Source organism: Prosthecobacter sp. SYSU 5D2, from assembly GCF_039655865.1.
In the GTDB taxonomy this organism is placed as follows: Bacteria; Verrucomicrobiota; Verrucomicrobiia; order Verrucomicrobiales; family Verrucomicrobiaceae; genus Prosthecobacter.
Genome location: NZ_JBBYXL010000007.1, coordinates 135,246 through 153,882 on the forward strand (window position 1 = coordinate 135,246; position 18,637 = coordinate 153,882).

Here is an 18,637-nt window from a genome sequence, read left to right on the forward strand (position 1 = left end):
TTTTTATGCACGGCGACGACTGAAACGAAGAATCATGAAGGTCCCGCTCAGGAACATAAAGAGGCTGTAAACCACGGCGGGGATGGCCAGGCGGGGGCTGTCCAGCAAGCCGAGGGCGATGGCGAGAGCCAGGGTGCCGTTTTGAATCCCCACCTCAATGGAAAGGGTCACCCGCTGGGGCTGGGGCAGCCGAAAACCCGTGGCCAGTGCATAGCCCACCAGCATGCCGCAAAGGTTAAGTGTCACCGCCGCCGGGCCACCGGCGACGATCTGTGCCCCCAGGTTCTTCTCGCTGAACACGGCGGCGAGGATGATGAGCGCCAGGAACCCCACCGAGAGTGCGTTCACCGTGCCTGCCAGCCGCTGTGTGAGATGAGGCCGCGCATGATGCACCCACATCCCCAGGCCCACCGGCAGCAAGGTCACGACCATGAGCTGAAGGAAAGTCTTGCCAAAAGGCAAGGTAATGGCCTGCCCGGCACCCATGAAATGATCCATCGAAAAACTCACCAGCAGCGGAATGGTGAACACCGTGATCACACTCGCAATCGCCGTCAACGTGACCGACAAAGCCGTGTCTCCTTTGGAAAGATGGGTGATGATGTTGGAGGTCGGTCCGCCTGGGCAGGCCGCGAGGAGCATCAGGCCCGCCGCGAGATCGCCGGGCAGCTGGAACAGATGCGCCAATCCCCAAGCAATGAGCGGCAGCGCCAGCAGCTGACAGCCCAGCCCAAGCAACGTCGCTTTTGGAGAAAACAACACTCGGGTGAAGTCTGCGACCTTGAGCGTCATCCCCATGCCAAACATGATGATGATGAGCGCCAGTGGCAGAAGGACGGATTTCAACAAGTCGGGAGACATGCCGATCCGTTTGCTTGCGACACGACCTTGTCCATCGAAAAGGCCGGCTTCTTGGGGGTTGCAGACTTGCTAAGAAGGTCTGCTGGAAAGCCCGGGCAGCGAGGTGGTGAAGACAACCCTGCCCTGCCGACGAATTTGATTGTTTGATTTGATCTTTGGTTGGGGTTCTTCATCATGGCGGACGTGACTCCCGCCAACCAACACCCTCTCCTTCCCCGCCTGGCGCGGTGGATGCTGGTGGCGTTGCTATGCATTTCATTAGGCCTGCAATGGACGCTGCTGCAAGGGGTGGCGTGGACGGGCATGCTGATCAGCTATGCCAGGGACGGATCGCTGATCGAGGCGGTGACGAAGACTTTTGATGGTGAGCATCCGTGCCAGCTTTGCAAAGCGGTGGAGAATGGACAAAAACAGGATCAGGAAAAGACGGCCAGCGCACCGCTGAAAAAGCTGGAGGCCGTGCTGGCCCAGATGGTCTGCGTGGTGGCTCCGGCCCCTGTGCTGAGGACTTTCCCCGAACCCACCCAACAGGGAGAACGGCTGGCCATGATGCCGCCGTGGACGCCGCCGAGACAAGGCCAGGCATGAAGCACCTGCCACCCAGGAGGTGGCCATTTGTTCTCTTCATCCCGGTGTCGTGAACCGCGTCTGCTTTATGCGGCGTGGTCATGCCCATGTTCTCTCTCCCCAACTTTTTGTGAAACTGAATTTCTTTTTGTCCCTGCTGATCGCGGGCGGCGTGACCGCTGTCTGCCCCTCTGTTTACTCCCAATCTGCCGATGAGCCCATGAACCTCCCTGAGGTGGTGGTGACGGCGGATGCCCAGGCGGAATCCCTGACCGTGCCGAGTGTGGCGACGGTGAAAAAGCAACTGGCCCAGATCCCCGGCGGGGTGAATGTGGTGGATGCGGAAGACTACAAACGTGGCCGAGCCACGACGCTGAAGGATGCGCTGGACTATTCCCCCGGTGTCTTCGTTCAGCCGCGTTTCGGGGCGGAGGAATCCCGCATCTCCATCCGTGGCTCCGGCATCCAGCGCACCTTTCATGGTCGCGGGCTGAAGCTGATGCAGGACGGATCACCGCTGAACCTGGCGGACGGGGGATTTGACATGCAGGCCATTGAGCCGCTCTCGGCGCGCTATGTGGAGGTCTTCCGTGGCGCCAATGCCCTCCAATATGGATCCACCACGTTGGGTGGGGCCATCAACTTTGTCTCCATGACGGGTTACGATGCGGCACCGGCGCAGATGCGTTTTGAAGCAGGCAGCTTTGATTCCTTCCGGGCGCAAATCAGCTCAGGCATGGTGCTGGGGGCGGCGGATTATTATGCCAGCTTCACGCATTCGTCCTCGGACGGGTATCGTGACTGGAGCCGTCAGAGCAACCAGCGTTTCTTTGGCAATGTGGGCTACCGTTTCAATGACGAAGTGGAGACCCGTTTTTACCTGACCTATGTGCAGACGGATTCGCAACTGCCGGGAGCCCTGACCCGTGCCCAGCTGGAAAGCCGTCCGGATCAGGCGAATGCGGGCAGCGTGGCACTGAGGCAGAAGCGTGATTTTGAGCTGCTGCGCATCGCCAACAAGACGACCTTTGGCAGCGACGACCACAAGCTGACGGTGAGCAGCTTCTGGTCCTGGAAGGATCTGGATCACCCCATCTTCCAGGTGATTGACCAGCTCTCCAATGACTTCGGCGTGGATGTGCGTTATGACTCGCTGGCGGACCTGGCGGGGCACCGGAACCTTTTCACCCTGGGACTGGGGGCGATGTATGGCATCACCCAGGACAACCGTTTCCAGAACCTGGGCGGCGAGCGCGGCCTGCGCACGGCGGAGAACCAGCACCAGTCCGCCAATGTGGACCTGTATCTGCAGAATACGTTTTATGTGACGGATTCCGTGGCGCTGGTCCTGGGGGCGCAGGGCAGCTATGCCAAACGTGACTTTGAGGAGCAGCTCATCTTTGGCGCGGATAATACGGACATGCAGGAATACTGGGGATTCAGCCCCAAGCTGGGCGTGCTGTGGGAGGTGAATCCGCAGACGCAGGTGTTCTTTAATGTCAGCCGCAGCTTTGAACCACCGTCCTTTGGTGAGCTGTCCAATGCCGGTGCGGCTCCTGGGCTGGTGCAACTGGATGCGCAGCGAGGCACGACCCTCGAGCTGGGCACCCGTGGCCGTGCGGACCGGGTGAGCTGGGACCTGGCCTGGTACTACTCATGGCTTGACAACGAGCTGCTGTCCCTGGGCATCCCCGGTGTGAACCCCACGCAGACGGTGAATGCCGGCCGCACCATCCATCACGGCATTGAGGCGATGGTGGACTTTGACCTTCTGCGCGGGATCGTAACCCCCTGGCAGGATGAAACGATGGGCAGTGGCAAACAGGCAGGTACCGAAGCAGTCAAAGGAGACCGGCTTTTTCTGCGTCAGGTGTACCTGTTTAGCGACTTCCACTTCGCCAGCGGCGGCCAGTTCAGCAATAACGAGCTGCCCGGCATGCCCCGGCATTATTACCGTGCCGAGCTGCTGTATGAACATCCCTGCGGCTTTTATGCAGGGCCGAATGTGGAATGGGTACCACAGGCTTACTTTGTGGACCTGGCCAACACGCAGAAGGCGGGAAGCTATGCGCTGCTGGGATTCAAGCTGGGCTATCGTACGCCCAAGGGGCTGTCCTTTTTCATCGAAGGCAAGAACCTGACGGATGAAACCTTTGCCGCCACTACCGGTGTGCTGAAAACCGCGAATGCAGGCAGTGCGGTGTATTTTCCTGGTGATGGCCGCGCGGTGTACGCCGGCATCGAATGGAAATGGTAATCCTGTTTGAAACCGGGGCAGGAGGCATGTCCTTGTCTCCTGCCTTTTTCCCATCCTCTTTACATGAACAAAAACTTCGTCCGAAAAGCCCATCGTTGGTTAGGCCTGATCTTCAGCATCAGCATCCTCATGTCCGCCGGGAGCGGTGTGATTCATAACATCATGACGCGCACGCAGCCGCCCCCGCCAGCGGCGAGCCCCAGTGGAGAAGGGCTGAACGTCAACCAGATCACCATGAGCATCGCCGATGCGACCGCCCGTCTGCCCGATGCGGCTCAAGGTGTGGCAGCGGTGAATGTGCGCAGCATTGGCGGCCAGCCCTGGTATCAGGTGTATGTGAACGGCAGTCGCTCAGCCCAGTATGTGAGCGCAGTGGATGGCCGGGTGGATGCAGCCCAGGATGAGGTGTATGCGGGCGAGATCGCAAAGGCCTTCCTGGGCGGTGCGGAGGTAACGAAGACGGACTACCTCACGGCGTTTAACAATGAGTATATCAACATTTTCCGCATCCTGCCAGTGTACCGGTTTGACCTGGAGGATGAACATCACACCCGTGTTTACGTTTCCACCACCACCGGGAGCGTGACCCGCCACACGGATGACGGGCGGCAGTTTGAGGCCCGTATCTTCACCAATTTTCACAAGTTCGGTTTCATCCCCAACAAGGATGTCCGCGACCTGGTGCTGACAACGCTGACCTTTGCCACATGCATCGTGGCTCTGCTGGGCATCGTTCTGTTTTTCATGACGAGGCCGAAGAAGCGGGCGGTGGACTGAGGCGACGGGGCAAGTGAGCCAGGTCAGTCACGACCGACCTGGCGGATGAGGGCCTGCATGACGCCCTGAATGATGAGCTCATTGGCGGGGATGAGATCCGGAAAGTCGGGATTCTCCGCCTGGAGGTAGGGGCGGCCTTCTTTGATGAGGAAACGCTTCAGGGTAGTCTCGCCATCAATGAGGGCGGCGACGATGTCGCGCGGCCGGGGCTCTTTGGCTTCAAGGATGACCATGTCGCCATCGCAAATGTTGGCACCGATCATGGATTCACCGCGCACCTTGAGGGCAAAGGCCTTGGCGCTGCGGCTGAGGCCGAGCGTGTGCACATCCACGGCGATGGAGCCATCCGCCGTCTGCTCCTGCGCGCTGGCGTAACCGGCGGGGATCATGCCATAAAGGGGGATGTCCACGATCTCGGCACGCTCGAGATCCTCTGGAAAGACGACGGCGCGGGCCTTGTTGGGATGACGCTGGATGACACCTTTTTTTTCCAAAGCCCGCAGGTGGCTCATGGCGGCGGTCTGGCTGGAGAAGCCAAAGTGCCGCTGAATGTCACGCGTGCTGGGCATGACACCGTTTTCGCGCTGATACTGGCGCAGGTAGTCCAGCAGTTCGCGCTGGCGGTCGGTGAGCTTGGTGTTGAAATCGAACATGGAATGTTGTTTGTTCGCCTGAACACTTCAACCTAACGAGCCAGGATGCAAGAAGTTTTACGGGGCCTTCTTGCATGGAAGAAACTTGTACATCCGTGCACTTAGTTTGCATCGAACCTTTGCGTGTCCGCCATTTTGCATGAATCTTTAGCTGTGCCTGCTTTTCCCACCCTTCGTTTCCTTCTTCTGATCACGAGTGCTGCCTTCAGCGTCGTCGCCCAGGAACCTGGGAAGGCACCAGAGACGACACCCCCACCTGCTGTCCCGGCTGCGCCCGAAAAGGCTCCGGTACCCATTGCTCCGTCAGTGGAGAAAAAAGCGGATGAGACGCCTTCTCCCGTGACGCCTACCCCTTTGCCAGCAGCAGCCCCTGTCACTCTTCCCCCTGAGCCAGCGGCTGCGGTGCCCAAGGCTGGTCTGGCCACGCCAGGAAGCATTGGGGAACTGCCGAACCACACGACCGTGCTGGCCCAACGGGCGGCGACGGCTTTTGGCGAGCAGAAGTGGGAAGAGGCACGTGCGGCCTATGAAGAGATGCTGAAGCTGGATGAAAACAATGCGCTGGCCTGGGCCAACCTGGGCGCGGTGGAGCAGCAGGCCGGCAAGACGCTGGCGGCAGTGGATTGCTTCGAGAGGTCCGTGGAGATCAACCCGCATCTGGCGCAGAGCTGGAGTGCCCTGGGACTGATCTTTTCCTCCGAAGGTGACACCTACCGCGCCATCTCCTGCTTCACCCGTGCGATTCATGAGGAGCCGACGGATGCACGGGCGCACAATTATCTGGCCATCGCGGCGAAGAATCTGGGCTGGGTGGATGCGGCGCAAAACGAGCTGTTGCGCGCCATCGAGCTGAACCCGCAGTACGGCATCGCCCATTTCAATCTGGCGCTGCTCTACCTGGACCAGAAACCGCCGGCGATAGAGCTGGCCAAGCGGCATTACGACAAGGCGGTGTCCCTGGGGGTGGAAAAGGACGAGATTGTGGAGCGGAGGCTGAAGGAGTGAGCTGGGAGATCCGGCCACAACTGGATCAGCTCCGCGCCGAAGGCCTGTGGCGCGAGCTGCGGGTGATGGATTCCCCGCAGGGACCGCTGCTGGAGCATGAGGGGAAAAGCTTTGTCAATTTTTCCTCCAACGACTACCTGGGACTGGCCTCCTGCGATGTGCTGAAGGCAGCACTGCAGGATGGCGCGGCGCGATATGGCGCAGGATCGGGTGCTTCCCGGCTGGTCTGCGGCAGCCTGCGCCCCCATGCAGAATTGGAGGCAGCCCTGGCGGACTTTAAGGGCACTGAAGGGGCGCTGACCTTTTCCAGCGGGTTTGCCGTGCCCATGGGTACTTTACCCGCCCTGCTGGGACCGGGGGACACGGTGCTTTTGGACAAGCTGAGCCATGCCTGCCTGGTGGATGCGGCACGGCTAAGCGGGGCGACGTTGCGGGTGTTTCCGCACAATCATCTGGAGAAGCTGGAGCGGCTTTTGCAAACGGCCAAAGGGCGGGTGCTCATCGTCACGGAATCCATATTCAGCATGGACGGCGATGCCGCTCCGCTGCGCGAGATGGTGGCTCTGAAGGAGCGCTACGGTGCCTGGCTGCTGCTGGATGAAGCGCATGCCGTGGGTGTGCTGGGACCCCAGGGCCGGGGTCTGGCGGCAGAGCTGGGGCTGGAGGGCCGCATTGAGCTGCAGATGGGCACATTGAGCAAGGCGCTGGGCCTGAGCGGAGGTTACCTGGCGGCCTCGCACGCCGTGGTGGACCTGCTGATCAACCGGGCCCGCAGTTTTATCTACACGACCGCCCCGCCACCGGCGGTGGCCCATGCGGCGCTGACCGCGCTGGAGATGGTGCGGGGGGAGGAAGGCGAACGCCGCCGGAAGCTGCTGCGTGCACATGTAGAGAATGTCCAAACGAAGGTGGGCCTGGGAAACACTGGCTTCCAGAGCGCCATCCTGCCGCTGATCCTGGGAGACGAAAACGCAGCCATGGCAGCGAGTGCGGCCCTGCGTTCAGCGGGACTGATGGTGCCTGCCATCCGCTACCCAACAGTGGCGCGGGGACGGGCAAGGCTGCGGCTGACGTTTTCCGCCGCGCATCTGCCGGAGCAGGTGGAGCGGCTCATGGAGGCACTCAAGGTGTTGAACCTGCTTCACCCCGCAGAAGCTGCTTGCCATTGAAGCGCTCACCCGGATTGAAAAGCCAGCCGGGGGAGCGGTTCTTCAGCTCATAGCGCTGGAGGACAAATTCCGGGAGGGCCAGGTTGCTGTTGGGATCATACACCCGGCGTCCCGAATAGTAACCCCAGAGGCGGTATTCATGATTGTGATCGCTACCAAAGGCGGGGCCGTCTCCCGAGGGTATTTCAGGGTAGCGGTCAGGCTGGCGCATGTATTTTTCATTCATCATGACCAGCTTGGACTGATGCCAGGGCTGGCCGGGACGGCGCACGTAACCCCAGAGGTGCGTGCGCTCGATATTGAACCGGCGACCAATGTAATAGTCCCCCGGCGTCTCCGCCGCGATCTCCAGGCGGCGGTATTCAATGAGCTGCTGCTGGCGCGGACTGGTGGAGCTGCAGGCTGGCAGCAGGAGGGCCAGTCCGAGCAGAAAAAGGGGGGCGAAACGGGACATATGCAGCCGAGAGTGAAACACGAATGCCTATGCGCAAATGAAACCTGTCACGGGACGTCTTTCTTTGCGGCCTGGGCTTTGGGCTTTTTGCTGCCGTCCGCTTTGTCCTTTTTCGCCCTTTCGGTTTTGGCTTTGAGGGTATCCGCCATCTTCTTTTGCGCGGCAGCACGGGCGGCCTGCACGGCGCGAATTTCCTCAGCGCGCTTCAGGACCTGAGCCTGAAGGCCGTCGGGATTGGCGGGGTCGGTAATCATGGGAAAGTCGTCGGTGCGGAAAGGGGTCAAGGGCAGGCCCTCGGCGGAATAGACATTGGCCACGGGATTGTCCGCCCAGGCGTAGCGCACAGCCACGGGCTTGGCCACCTTCGGGCTGCTGACGGCGATCTGGTTGCCACGCGGGGTGCGCGGGCTCAGCTTGTTATCGGGCAGGATGACGGCTTCCGCCCACACCCACTTGCGGTCCTCCCCGCAGATGGCAAAACCGCGCACCTCATCCACATCCACCACACGCAGGCCGGTAGGGGCGTAGTCAAAGGAGATGATGGCTTTGCCCTCCTCAAACTTCACGTCCTTGTAGGTGGGGCTGCGGTAGGGCATTTTCATGCCATAGTCTCTGGCCAGTGCCCAGCGGACCAGGCGCTCGGCCACATCCACCTTGTTTTTCGGGTGGATGTCGTTCGCCTCACCCAGGTCGGTGATGACACACTCGCCGGTGTTGGGCAGCTTGCTGATGGTCATCGTCTGGGCTTCACGCAGTTCGGCCCAGGTGCTTTCCACGGGATCAGGCTGCTCGGCAAGGTAGTCGGCCAGCTGCACCCAGTAAAAAGGGAAGTCGCCCTGCTTCCATTCCTTGCGCCAATGCTCGATCATGAAGGGAAACAGGTCGCGGTATTCTTTGGCGCGGGAGGCGTTGCTTTCCCCCTGGTACCAGATGGCGCCTTTGATGCCGTAGCCGATGGTGGGATGCAGCACACCGGCATAAAGGTTGCCGGGGCGGTGCTGGCCGGTCATAGGATTGCGCGGGGCGCGACCGATGGGGGCTGGCTGCGGGGTGCCGTTTTTGATGGCCTCCCTGCGGGCGGTGGCCCAGGCATCAGCCTTGGCTTTATAAGCGGCCTCCTGTTTGTCAAAAGCCTCCTGGCTGAATTCGGCCTCATTCTTTTTCCAGGTGTCCATGATGCCTTTGAAACGGGCATCCTTTTCCAGCAGGTCACGGCGTACCCAGGCCTCCGCCGCACTGCCGCCCCAGGCATTGTCAATCAGGCCCACCGGCACGCCCAGCACCTCATGCAGCACCCGGCCATAATGATAACCGACAGCGGTAAAGGCGCCCACATTGGCTGGGGAGCACTCTTCCCACTGGCCTTTGAAATCATCCTGGATCTCCTGCGTGCCTACCTGCGGCACGGAGATGAGGCGGATTTGAGGATATTTGGCCTGCGCAATGGTGAGATCTGCATCCCAGGTGCTGCTAACGGAAAAACCCATGTTGGACTGCCCGGAGCAGAGCCATACTTCACCGACGAGGACGTTTTTCAGTGCCTTGCTGCTGCTGCCCTGGATGGAAAGGGTGGCGGCCTTGGCACTGGCAGGCACCGCATCCAGCTTCACGGTCCATTTGCCGTCGGCACCGGCTTTGGCGGTCTTGGTCTGGCCGGCGAATTTCACTGTCACTTCGGTCCCTGGCGTGTCCCAGCCCCAGATGGGATTGGCCTGCTTTTGCTGGAGCACCATGTTATCCCCGATGATGGCTGGCAGGCGCAGCTCTGCGTGCAGGGACAGGGTGGAAAGGAGAAGGGTGAGACTCAGGGCAAGCTTCATGGAAAAGCTAAAACGGAAGCCGGGGGGTGATCATTGCGATGAAAAGCGGCTTCATGAAAAAGCTGGTGTCATGAAATAACCAGGCCCCCTGCCTCCGCGCCCGTTGCACCGGCCGCGCAGCCGTGCAGGGTGCGGCATGGCCTCCCTGGCAGAAGATCTCATTTCCCTCATCGGCGCAGCGCGTGTTTCCTCCACCCCGGAGGATCTGGTGACGCACAGCACGGACAAATGGTTTGCCTCCCATCCGCCAGAAGTGGTCGTTCATGCGGAGTCCGCTGAAGACGTGTCCAAGGTGCTAAAGTATGCCAATGAGCACAAAATCCCCGTGACGCCGCAGGGCTCCCGCGTGGGTTATGTGGGCGGCGCGGTGCCACTGCGCGGGGGCATTGCCCTGTCGCTGGCACGGATGAACAAGATCGTGGAAATCAACATTGCCGATGGCGTGGCCATCGTGGAGCCGGGCGTCATCACCGGCGACCTGCAGGCCGCCGTTCGTGAACTGGGCTGGTTTTATCCGCCGGACCCTGCCAGCCTGAAAGAATGCAGCCTGGGCGGCAATGTGGCCACGAATGCCGGTGGTCCGCGCTGCCTGAAGTATGGCGTGACCCGCCACTACGTGCTGGGCCTGGAGGCCGTGCTGGCGGACGGCTCCATCGTCAAGGCCGGTGGCCGCTGCCACAAAAACAAGACGGGTTTTGACCTCGTGGGCCTCATGGTCGGCAGCGAGGGCCTGCTCGGCGTAGTCACCCAGGCGACCCTTCGCCTCATCCCGCATCCTCCCATGCGGGCCATGCTTTCCGCCGGGTTCGCCACCTTTGCCGAGGCGGCCAACGCGGTGCAGCGCATTTTAAACGCTGGTTTCCTGCCCAGCGCCCTGGAGATCGCGGACAAGTTCACCCTTAAAGCCGCCCGTGAATATCTGGGCGAATCCGTCACGCCGCTGGGCGATGCCCACTTGCTGGTGGAGATTGACGGCCAGGATGAATCCGTGAAAGGCGAGCTGGTGACGCTGGCGAAGCTGGTGCGCGAGCTGGGCTGCGTTTCACTGGAAGAGGCCCTGGGGGAAGAAGCCTGCGAACGTTTCTGGAAACTGCGCCGCGAGTTCAGCTACAGCCTGCGCAACACCGGCCTCATCAAGCTGAACGAGGACATCGTGGTGCCCCGCAGCCGGCTGGTGGACCTCGTTGAATTTGCCGAAGGGCTGCAGGCTGAGTGCGGCTTCCCCATCGCCAGCTTCGGCCATGCCGGGGATGGCAACATCCACGTCAACATCATGGTCCTCAGCATGGACGATCCCGTTTTGCGCGAGCGGGCCGAAGCGGCCCTGGACCAGCTTTTCCGCAAGGTCATTGCCTGGGATGGAGCCATCACCGGCGAGCACGGCGTCGGCATCGCCAAGAACCGCTGGTTCCCCGAAGCTCTTTCCGCCGAGGCACTCGATATGCACTCCCGCCTGAAAAAAGCCCTCGATCCCAACGGCATCCTGAATCCTGGAAAGTTTGTGGCCTAACCACTGACACGCGAACACACATGAAGTTAGACGGATGGATCTTCCTGGCTCTCATGACGGGGGTTCATCTCCTGGCCTGGGGTGTATATGGCAAGGCGGAGCCGGAACCGGCGCTGCACTTGCTGGTCTTTCTCTGTCCTGTTCTGTGCGGGGCGTTCCTGGTGCGGTTCTTTGAGCATCAACGTTCATCGGCCTGGCTGCCACCGGTGCTGCTGCTGGTCACCCAGATCGGTTTTTCAACTTCCCCTCGTAGCAGGCCCCTTTCGTCTTTGTGGAATCAATATCTGGATGCGGCCTTTGAGCGTCAGGTGGGCGGATGGGAGGCGTTCTTTGCAGGCATGGTTTTGCTTTTACTCATGGTCCTGCTGGCTGCTATCTCAGCCTTCCTCACGGCGGAAGTGCATGGCTGGTTGACCGGGCGTGGCGCGGGCGCAGGCTGGCGCTTCTGGGTGGCTGTGGAGCGGAGCTTCACGCGCTGGGAGAAACAGACCGCGAAGCAATCCCCATGAGCCGTAAACGTCCGAGATACGCCAGCCGGGGCATCGCCTGGCTGCTGATGGGATCGGGCCTGGGGGCGCTGCTGCTGGCCGCTTTCATGCTGACTGCGGCCTTGCAGTCGCACTTCTGGCCCACCGTACAGGGCAGCATCTCCTCCTACCGGGTGACCAAGGGCTCAGGCAAGCACATCACTTATGGCGTGAGAGTCACCTATTCTTATTGGGTGGAGGGACGGCTTTACTGGGGGGACGTGCATTCCCACTCCTCCGACACATTGCCGGGCATATTTAACAGCCAGGAGGAGGCACTCTCCGAGTATGCCGGCAGCGCCCGGTTCCAACCCTGGCAGCCGGGTCAGCCGGTGACCGTGCATTACGATCCGCAAGATCCAAAAGACAGCGTGCTCAGGCCCGGCAGTACACTCTCTGGCTGGGGCATGTGCGCCTTTGGCATCATCCTGACGGGTATTGGCTTTTACGAACTGGCAAAATTTAAACGCCTGGCTTCAGCTTCCGAAAATGGGTCATCAGTTCTCCCAGGATGAAGACGGGGCACTCCGGGTCCTTCACAAACACATAAAACTCCCCCAGCGGATCGTGCACGGTGAACTGGTGGCCGAAGTATTCAAAGTCCAGCCAGCCTTCCGTGATGCCGTCCGTCTCAAAGCGCAGGATCTTCATGTCTTCCCGTGACTCCAGATGATCTCTCAGGGCCTTCCATGAGATAGGATCCCGCAGGATGGCGAACAGTCGCGATCCGTCCTGCATGCGTTCATCCAGATAATCCACCATGGTCCTGAGCCTTTAGGGTTCAACGTTATTCCTTCGCTTTCGCTGCATCACGATAGAGCTTCCGGTAGCAGTCCGCCATCGCCTCCATGGAGTAGCGTTTCAGCACCGTTTCGCGGGCACCGCTGCCGCAGCGGGCCAGTGAGGCAGCATCCTTCAATGGGGCCTCAATGCAGGCGGCCAGGGTGACTGCATCATGAATGTCTGACAAATAACCTGTTAGGCCGTTTTCAATCACCTCCGCATTGCCGCAGGCGGAATGCGCCAGCACCGGCACCCCGCAGGCCATGGCCTCCAGCACGGCGTTCGACAGACCTTCGATCTCCGAAGGTGCGGCCAGAAGGTCCATGGCGCGATAGTATTTGGGCAGGTCGTTTTGATGCCCGGCCCAGAGGATGCGGTCAGCGAAAGGATGGGCCTTCATGAGGCCGATGATGTGGTCCCGCTCCGCCCCACCATCGCCCACGACCAAAAGGCGCAGGGAGGGCCATTGCGAGGCCAGTTTTTCAAAGGCAGCGAAAAGCATTTCATGCCGCTTCAGCGCCACCAGCCGGCCGACGATGCCGATGACTGTGGCATTCCCTGGAAAGCCCAGTTCTTGCCTGGCGGCGGCGCGGTCCGGTGCGGGGGAAAAACGCTGGCTGTCCACGCCATTCGGCGTCACCACGATCTTCTTTTGCGGGTCCAGGCCCAGGTCCTGCAAATTGTCCCGTACGCTGCTGCTGACGACGTGCACACTGCGGCAGACTTTGAAGAGCCAGCGACGCTGCGCCAGCCGCTTGGGCGTGAGATCCTGCTTCTGCACCTGGCCATGCTCACCATGCACAATTGGGTGCGTGCGCCCGCCCAGCGTGGCCAGCGCGGCATAAATGAGTGTGCCCAAATTATGCGAATGGATGACGTCCGCCTGCACTCGCAGGATGTGTTTGCGCAGCGCGCGCACGGCTTTGAAGGAAAAGCCCGCCGTCTTGCCCATCACCACCACTTTTTCCGGCTCCGGCATGCGCTCGGCGAAGTCTCCCCGAAAGCGCAGGCACGCGGAATGGATGTCAAAACCCTGGCCGTTGAGCCGCTGGGCGACATTCACCACGCCGTTCTCCAGGCCACCTGGGGCCAGGGAATCCAGGACGTGAAGAACGCGGACGGTGGGAGGCACGGCGCTCATGCTTCAGTCAGCCACGGCCACCAGACCGACGGAGGGGAAAAGACGCTGGCAGAGCCGACGGCGCAGCTTGTGCGGCAGCGGGCTGAGCAACAGTTCAAGTGTGTCCACCAGTCCATTCACCAGCGCACTGCGCTGCGGCTTGCCAAAGCGGAAGACCCAGGTCGTGGAAAAACCGTGCTTCTTCAAAAGCTGGCGCATCTCCCGGTGTGTCCATTCCTGGAAGTGAAAGCACTCCAGCTTGTCCGTAAAATGAGCGGAGATGTCATGCGGCCCGGAGTAGCGATGAGGCGTGTCATAAACATACACACCACCCGGCTTCAGCACCCGCCGGGCAATTTGGAAATGCGGGCCGATGTCATCCGGATGCAGATGCTCCAGGAACTGGTAGCTGAAGCAGATGTCCACGGACTGCGCCGGCACGTCCAGCGTGTAGCCGTCATAGACTACCAGTTCCAGGTTCGGCGGGGAAGCCTCCGTGGCGGAGCGCTGGTCGGAGATGTCCACTCCGATGACCTTCTTCACCTTGGCCGCCGCGGCAGCCGCGAGGCGGCAGTCCCCGGGGGCAAATTCCAGCAGCACGCTGTCAGGTTTTAAAAACGGTGTCAGCAGCCGCATCTGGGAGGCCACCTTGCGGCGGCTGTCCTCGGGCGTGTCCCGCCGCGTCAGCCGCGGATGGTCAGGCACCCGCTCAAAGAGCTCCCCATACAGCGTGGCAAACAGTGTGCTGCGCTCCTCCTTGGTGGAATTTCGCAGCCGGGCGGCCAGCTCGCGCTCCACCTCATAGTGATGGCGCAGACGGTCCAGTGAGCGGGATGATTCGGAGGCCATAGGATAGAAAAAGTCAACGGGAGGGGCAGGCAGCGCACAGGTCCATGAAGATGCCAGTGGCCGCTTTCCATGAATAATGGTTCTCAACGTTCATGCGAGCCTGTTTTGCCACTTTGTCCGCCAGGGCCGCATCGCCTGCCAGACGCAGGATTTCACGGGCAAAGGCAGCCGGTTCATCCGCCAGCAGGATGTCACTGTCATGCTGCACCGGCAGCCCTTCCGCCCCGATGCGGGTGGAGATGACCGGCACGCCCATGGCCATGGCTTCGTAAATCTTGATCCGTGTGCCCCCGCCGGCACGCAGCGGCACCAGGATGGCGTGGCAGCCCTGCACATGCGGCCTCACATCGTCCACCGTGCCCGTGATGACCACCTGCTCGCTGGCGCGCTCCCGCAGGCTCGCAGGCGGATTCCGGCCGATGATCTTCAGCCGACAGTCCGGTCTCTGCGCCAGCACCTGCGGGAAAATCTCATCCAGAAAAAACTGGCACGCATCAATGTTGGGCATCCAGTCCATGGAGCCGAGAAAGCCTAACCAAAAGGGCGGCGATGCAGGCGGCGGCCCCGGTTTGAAAAAGTCCACATCCACTCCGGTGGGTACATCCCCCAGCACATTCGTCAGGCCATACAGCTCAAGCGCCAGCCGGGAATCATCCGGGGAGACCGTGATCACCCCGTCAAAAAGGCGTGAGAGCCGGTCCTCCCAGGCGTGCATACGCTGGTATTGCAGGTGCAGGTAGCGGCGTTTGATGAGACCGGTTTCCGCCTCCGCCAGCCGCTTCCAGATCTGGGATTCGATGTTGTGCTGAAACAGCACCGTCGGGCAGGCAAAGTCCACCCCCTGGAAATTCAGCGCCGGGGCCAGGAAATCGCAGATCACCAGGTCATATTCCTTTTGCGCAGCCATGGCTTGCAGGCTCGCGCGCAACCGGGGCTCCTCATACCGCTGCACCGCATACGGGCGGCTAGTCAGCACCGTGCTGCGTGCCAGATCCAGCCAGAAGCGCGGAGAGCTTTTCGGGGCCTGCCGGGTGGGAATCCAGATCTTCCTTTGTGCATACGCATCCGCCTCTTCCTCAGCAGAGACTGTCATGCCCTCCGGCAGCAGCGCCAGATAGGTCACCTCATGCTGGCGGCTGATCTCCGTCAGCATGGCATGGGTGCGGCGCTTCCCCCCCGTATCCAGCGGAAGCAGCGGCCCAGTTTTCACCCAAAGAATGCGCATGTCGGCTGCAAGTAAAACAGCCTAGCCCTTCTGTCACGCAGGAAGCATTTTGCAATTCAAAACTAAATGACACCCGGGCTGGCAAGGACAGGTTTCAGGATTCCGTTTTTTTCAGTCCTCAGTCCTCAGTCCTCAGTCTTCGTCATTCTGCATTCGTCATTCTGCATTCGTCATTTTCTCCTCATGCTCCGCCAACTCCTCCTCCCTCTCGTCCTCCTCGGCACCAGCCTTGCCCACGCCGAATCCCTCCTCCCCGCCAATGCGCGCGTGGCCATCATTGGCGACAGCATCACCGAGCAGAAGCTCTATTCCAAATACATGGAGGCCTACCTACTGGCCTGCACCGGGCGGCAGGACATTCAGGTCTTCCAGTTCGGCTGGAGCGGCGAGCGCGCCAGCGGCTTTGCCGCCCGGTTAAAGAACGACCTTAGCGTCTTCAACCCCACCGTCGCCACCACCTGTTACGGCATGAACGACGGCCAGTACACCACCTACACCGATGCCATCGGCGCCGAGTATGAAAAGAATATGCGCCTCGTTATGGACGGCCTGAAGGACATGGGGGTGCAGCACGTCGCCGTCGGCTCCCCAGGTGCCGTGGATACGAAGTTTTTCACCCGCTTTGAGCCCGCCATCTACAACGACAACCTCGCCCATCTGCGCGACATCGCCCAAAAACTGGCTGCCGAAACCGGCCACAGCTTTGCCAATGTGCACGACACCATGATTGACGCCATGGCCAAGGCCAAGCCCGTGCTCGGCCAGGACTACGATGTCTGCGGCCCAGACGGCTTCCACCCCGGCCCCAACGGCCACCTGCTCATGGCGGAAGCCTTCCTCAAAGGCCTGAAACTGGACGGTAACATCGGCCAGATCACGATTCACCTCGGCGGTGAATCCACCGCCAGCGAGGGCCACCAGATCACCGCCCGCGCGCCCGGCAGCGTTACGCTCGCCAGCACCACCTGGCCCTTCTGCTTTGATGCAGATCCCAAGGCCTCTACCAGCACCCGCAGCATCCTCCCCTTCACCCGTTTCAACCAGGACCTCAACCGCTACATCCTCACCGTCAACGGCCTGACCAAGGACAAAGCCAAAGTCACCTGGGGCAGCGAAACCAAAGAATTCGCCAAAGCCCAGCTCGAAGCAGGCATCAATCTCCCCGCCGAATTCGCCACCACCCCCTTTGACACCGCCTTTGCTGACCTGATCAATGCCATCGGCTCCAAGCAGGCCTACGAGACCACGATGATCAAAAACCTCATCACCCACTTCCGTACCTACGCCCCCGAATCCGAAACCGACCCCGAGTTTAAAAACGCCCTCGAAGTCCTGAAAAAGAAGGTCCTGGCCAAACACGCCAAATACGCCAGCAACGTCCGCAAGCGCGTGAAGGCCGTGACGCATACTGTGAGCGTGGCAGAGTGATTCATCCGCATCGTTTGGGCGTTGGTTATACTGATTTCCATACAGGTTGTCTGAAAAGTCCGTGCCAGCGAATGGGGCTCATCCAATCCAAAGCCCGGCTGAAGCTCCTCAGCATGCGGTCATATCCGTCCGGTGTCCGGCGTGTGTTGGACAAGCGTGTGGCTCCTGTCAGCCGCAGTGTTTCCGCAACCTCGCTTAAGCGCAAGCAAGCCTCTGTGTGGCCCGTTTTTCTAGCCCGAAGGGCTAACCCATGAGTAGCCGGAAGGTGACGCGAGCCTCGGCGAGCTAACCTCCGGTCAGGCAAGCACGACCCGTCTTGAAGACCAACCCGCAGGGTTGCCCCATCAGATCGCCACCTGCATCGGTGTCATAGTGCCGATGGGGCTGCTCCTGCGGAGCAGGTCGTGGACGGAGTGGCTGAATTTTGGACATTCTTTTTGGATATCGGTATAAAGCATCTTATCGCGGCGCAGTCTTCCCTTCCTCCGTCTTCATCGCTGCCGCCAGCCACTGCTTCAATTGCGCAATAACCTCCTCCCGGTGGCTGAACAGCAGAAAATGATCGGCATCGGTGACCGTCTTGAAGGTCACCTGGGCACCGTTTTTCTTCATCCGGGCGGCTGCATCGGCAACGTACGACAAGGGTACGCGGTCATCCTCGGCACCGGTAATGACAAAGACCGGCTTGTCTTTCCAGCGGGCCATGAACCGTAAGGACTCCGTGGCATCTTCCTCCATGATCGGAGAGATGAACGTGAGGGAGCGGAACTGGGTCCCCAGGTCCCGGCCCACGTGGCTCACGCCCTTGCCGCCGTTGGACAGGCCCATCAGGTGCATCCTTTCCCGGTCTAGCCGGGCCACTTTGCCGGCCTCGGCCAGGGCCTTTTCCACAACCTTGGCGGAAGCTGGTTCCGTCCAGTTGCCCATGCCGTAGCTGGGACAGACCAGTACCATGCCCAGAGCATCCGCCACCTGTGAGAGGAGCCAGGGATAGGCCTTGAAGTTACCGCCGCTGCCGTGCAGAAAAACCAGCACGGGGGCTGGCACATCCCGCTTCAGTCCGGGCGGCACATAGATGAAGGAATGCCCCCGATTGGCCCGGCCGAAGAAAAGATCCTCATAGGCCACTGGCATCACGCTGCCCAGCGCATGGAAGTCCTCATCCGCCTCCAGCTCCCGGTAGATTTCCTCCGTCCAGCCGGACAGCTCCCTTGCCTGCTCAAAGGTCATCAGCGAATCCAGCAGAGGCACCACCTGGAAGCCCATTAAAAACTGGTCCAGCTCCGGCACAAGGTTGCCCAGCGCCTGCCGCTGAAACCTCCATCCACCATCCGCATACCGATGCTGGATTCGGGCCTCGGCGGGCCGCTTTCCGTCCGGCGCCCGTGTCACCAACCAGATCGTCAGTCCCGCCCACACCAGAAAGCCCAGCCACCCCGCCCATTCCAAACCCGGTTGTTCATTTTCCCGCCCTAGACAGACCAGCAGTGGCGCCAGGCCGATCATCACCCCGGCCATGCCAAACACAGTGCTCTCAAAAGACTGCCCCACCATCAGCAACAGCAGTGACAGCGGCGCGGCAATGAGGGCCAGCAGCAGGCAGGCCATGCGGATATAGACGAAAGTCATGAG

Annotated in this window: 18 protein-coding genes; 9 read left to right on the forward strand and 9 right to left on the reverse strand. The window is 60.8% G+C overall.

The window, feature by feature from the left end:
• Positions 1 to 3 precede the first annotated feature (3 nt).
• Positions 4 to 861, reverse strand: a complete 858-nt coding sequence (locus WJU23_RS13320; protein ID WP_346333076.1) for a bile acid:sodium symporter family protein — start codon at positions 859 to 861, stop codon at positions 4 to 6.
• 174 nt (positions 862 to 1,035) lie between these two features.
• Here WJU23_RS13320 and WJU23_RS13325 point away from each other — a divergent pair, with 174 nt between their 5' ends.
• The 3 genes from WJU23_RS13325 (at position 1,036) to WJU23_RS13335 (ending at position 4,462) form a co-directional block, all read left to right on the forward strand.
• Positions 1,036 to 1,449, forward strand: a complete 414-nt coding sequence (locus WJU23_RS13325; protein ID WP_346333077.1) for a hypothetical protein — start codon at positions 1,036 to 1,038, stop codon at positions 1,447 to 1,449.
• A 109-nt stretch (positions 1,450 to 1,558) separates the two neighbouring features.
• On the forward strand, positions 1,559 to 3,685 hold the full coding sequence (locus WJU23_RS13330) for a TonB-dependent receptor (RefSeq protein ID WP_346333078.1): 2,127 nt from the start codon (positions 1,559 to 1,561) through the stop codon (positions 3,683 to 3,685).
• A gap of 63 nt (positions 3,686 to 3,748) precedes the next feature.
• Positions 3,749 to 4,462, forward strand: coding sequence for a PepSY domain-containing protein (locus WJU23_RS13335; RefSeq protein WP_346333079.1), 714 nt, complete (start codon positions 3,749 to 3,751; stop codon positions 4,460 to 4,462).
• A 23-nt stretch (positions 4,463 to 4,485) separates the two neighbouring features.
• Here the strand turns inward: WJU23_RS13335 and lexA are convergent, their stop codons facing one another.
• Positions 4,486 to 5,115 carry a transcriptional repressor LexA gene (lexA, locus tag WJU23_RS13340; protein ID WP_346333080.1) on the reverse strand — a complete coding sequence of 210 codons (630 nt, stop codon included), beginning with the start codon at positions 5,113 to 5,115 and terminating at the stop codon, positions 4,486 to 4,488.
• 153 nt (positions 5,116 to 5,268) lie between these two features.
• Here lexA and WJU23_RS13345 point away from each other — a divergent pair, with 153 nt between their 5' ends.
• Together WJU23_RS13345 and bioF are read left to right on the forward strand one after the other, a co-directional pair.
• Positions 5,269 to 6,120 (forward strand): tetratricopeptide repeat protein, encoded by an 852-nt coding sequence (locus tag WJU23_RS13345; RefSeq protein ID WP_346333081.1) that lies wholly within the window; start codon positions 5,269 to 5,271, stop codon positions 6,118 to 6,120.
• A complete protein-coding gene (gene bioF, locus WJU23_RS13350) occupies positions 6,117 to 7,289 on the forward strand; it encodes an 8-amino-7-oxononanoate synthase (protein WP_346333082.1) in 1,173 nt (390 codons plus the stop codon). Before WJU23_RS13345 ends, bioF begins: the two co-directional genes overlap by 4 nt.
• On the opposite strand, the gene WJU23_RS13355 is transcribed toward bioF, so the two are convergent.
• Together WJU23_RS13355 and WJU23_RS13360 are read right to left on the reverse strand one after the other, a co-directional pair.
• Entirely contained in the window at positions 7,243 to 7,743 is a 501-nt protein-coding gene (locus WJU23_RS13355) for a hypothetical protein (RefSeq protein WP_346333083.1), read from the reverse strand. The two genes, bioF and WJU23_RS13355, sit on opposite strands and share 47 nt — an antisense overlap.
• A 47-nt stretch (positions 7,744 to 7,790) precedes the next feature.
• The gene (locus tag WJU23_RS13360; RefSeq protein WP_346333084.1) at positions 7,791 to 9,563 is read right to left on the reverse strand and encodes a sialate O-acetylesterase; all 1,773 of its coding nucleotides are present in this window, start codon (positions 9,561 to 9,563) and stop codon (positions 7,791 to 7,793) included.
• A 136-nt stretch (positions 9,564 to 9,699) separates the two neighbouring features.
• Between WJU23_RS13360 and WJU23_RS13365 the strand changes: the two genes are divergently transcribed.
• From WJU23_RS13365 to WJU23_RS13375, 3 genes are read left to right on the forward strand one after another with little or no spacing between them, the layout of a single operon-like run.
• A complete protein-coding gene (locus tag WJU23_RS13365) occupies positions 9,700 to 11,073 on the forward strand; it encodes an FAD-linked oxidase C-terminal domain-containing protein (protein WP_346333085.1) in 1,374 nt (457 codons plus the stop codon).
• Positions 11,074 to 11,093: 20 nt separating this feature from the next.
• Positions 11,094 to 11,582: a hypothetical protein gene (locus WJU23_RS13370; protein WP_346333086.1), complete on the forward strand. Its 489-nt coding sequence runs from the start codon at positions 11,094 to 11,096 to the stop codon at positions 11,580 to 11,582.
• Complete coding sequence (locus WJU23_RS13375; RefSeq protein ID WP_346333087.1) at positions 11,579 to 12,115, forward strand: DUF3592 domain-containing protein; 537 nt, start codon at positions 11,579 to 11,581, stop codon at positions 12,113 to 12,115. The genes WJU23_RS13370 and WJU23_RS13375 overlap by 4 nt, the downstream gene beginning before the upstream one ends.
• Here WJU23_RS13375 and WJU23_RS13380 read toward each other — a convergent pair.
• Genes WJU23_RS13380 through WJU23_RS13395 form a run of 4 tightly spaced genes read right to left on the reverse strand, consistent with a single transcriptional unit; the run spans position 12,063 to position 15,577 of the window.
• Complete coding sequence (locus WJU23_RS13380; protein WP_346333088.1) at positions 12,063 to 12,362, reverse strand: hypothetical protein; 300 nt, start codon at positions 12,360 to 12,362, stop codon at positions 12,063 to 12,065. The genes WJU23_RS13375 and WJU23_RS13380 overlap by 53 nt on opposite strands.
• Positions 12,363 to 12,387: 25 nt before the next feature.
• Positions 12,388 to 13,524 carry a glycosyltransferase gene (locus WJU23_RS13385; protein ID WP_346333089.1) on the reverse strand — a complete coding sequence of 379 codons (1,137 nt, stop codon included), beginning with the start codon at positions 13,522 to 13,524 and terminating at the stop codon, positions 12,388 to 12,390.
• 3 nt (positions 13,525 to 13,527) lie between these two features.
• Complete coding sequence (locus WJU23_RS13390) at positions 13,528 to 14,352, reverse strand: class I SAM-dependent methyltransferase (protein WP_346333090.1); 825 nt, start codon at positions 14,350 to 14,352, stop codon at positions 13,528 to 13,530.
• A 13-nt stretch (positions 14,353 to 14,365) separates the two neighbouring features.
• Positions 14,366 to 15,577, reverse strand: coding sequence for a glycosyltransferase (locus tag WJU23_RS13395; protein ID WP_346333091.1), 1,212 nt, complete (start codon positions 15,575 to 15,577; stop codon positions 14,366 to 14,368).
• 183 nt (positions 15,578 to 15,760) lie between these two features.
• Here WJU23_RS13395 and WJU23_RS13400 point away from each other — a divergent pair, with 183 nt between their 5' ends.
• Positions 15,761 to 17,005 carry an SGNH/GDSL hydrolase family protein gene (locus WJU23_RS13400; RefSeq protein ID WP_346333092.1) on the forward strand — a complete coding sequence of 415 codons (1,245 nt, stop codon included), beginning with the start codon at positions 15,761 to 15,763 and terminating at the stop codon, positions 17,003 to 17,005.
• 459 nt (positions 17,006 to 17,464) lie between these two features.
• Here the strand turns inward: WJU23_RS13400 and WJU23_RS13405 are convergent, their stop codons facing one another.
• A complete protein-coding gene (locus WJU23_RS13405; protein WP_346333093.1) occupies positions 17,465 to 18,634 on the reverse strand; it encodes an alpha/beta fold hydrolase in 1,170 nt (389 codons plus the stop codon).
• Positions 18,635 to 18,637: the final 3 nt, after the last annotated feature.

Excerpts from the sequence above, each read along its gene's own strand:
- WJU23_RS13390 (WP_346333090.1), bottom strand. The coding sequence starts at position 14,352 with ATGGCCTCCGAATCATCCCGCTCACTGGACCGTCTGCGCCATCACTAT.
- WJU23_RS13385 (WP_346333089.1), bottom strand. The coding sequence starts at position 13,524 with ATGAGCGCCGTGCCTCCCACCGTCCGCGTTCTTCACGTCCTGGATTCC.
- WJU23_RS13355 (WP_346333083.1), bottom strand. The coding sequence starts at position 7,743 with ATGTCCCGTTTCGCCCCCCTTTTTCTGCTCGGACTGGCCCTCCTGCTG.
- WJU23_RS13380 (WP_346333088.1), bottom strand. The coding sequence starts at position 12,362 with ATGGTGGATTATCTGGATGAACGCATGCAGGACGGATCGCGACTGTTC.
- WJU23_RS13405 (WP_346333093.1), bottom strand. The coding sequence starts at position 18,634 with ATGACTTTCGTCTATATCCGCATGGCCTGCCTGCTGCTGGCCCTCATT.
- WJU23_RS13400 (WP_346333092.1), top strand. The coding sequence starts at position 15,761 with ATGCTCCGCCAACTCCTCCTCCCTCTCGTCCTCCTCGGCACCAGCCTT.
- WJU23_RS13320 (WP_346333076.1), bottom strand. The coding sequence starts at position 861 with ATGTCTCCCGACTTGTTGAAATCCGTCCTTCTGCCACTGGCGCTCATC.
- WJU23_RS13375 (WP_346333087.1), top strand. The coding sequence starts at position 11,579 with ATGAGCCGTAAACGTCCGAGATACGCCAGCCGGGGCATCGCCTGGCTG.
- WJU23_RS13360 (WP_346333084.1), bottom strand. The coding sequence starts at position 9,563 with ATGAAGCTTGCCCTGAGTCTCACCCTTCTCCTTTCCACCCTGTCCCTG.
- WJU23_RS13335 (WP_346333079.1), top strand. The coding sequence starts at position 3,749 with ATGAACAAAAACTTCGTCCGAAAAGCCCATCGTTGGTTAGGCCTGATC.
- lexA (WP_346333080.1), bottom strand. The coding sequence starts at position 5,115 with ATGTTCGATTTCAACACCAAGCTCACCGACCGCCAGCGCGAACTGCTG.
- WJU23_RS13395 (WP_346333091.1), bottom strand. The coding sequence starts at position 15,577 with ATGCGCATTCTTTGGGTGAAAACTGGGCCGCTGCTTCCGCTGGATACG.
- WJU23_RS13365 (WP_346333085.1), top strand. The coding sequence starts at position 9,700 with ATGGCCTCCCTGGCAGAAGATCTCATTTCCCTCATCGGCGCAGCGCGT.
- WJU23_RS13370 (WP_346333086.1), top strand. The coding sequence starts at position 11,094 with ATGAAGTTAGACGGATGGATCTTCCTGGCTCTCATGACGGGGGTTCAT.
- WJU23_RS13325 (WP_346333077.1), top strand. The coding sequence starts at position 1,036 with ATGGCGGACGTGACTCCCGCCAACCAACACCCTCTCCTTCCCCGCCTG.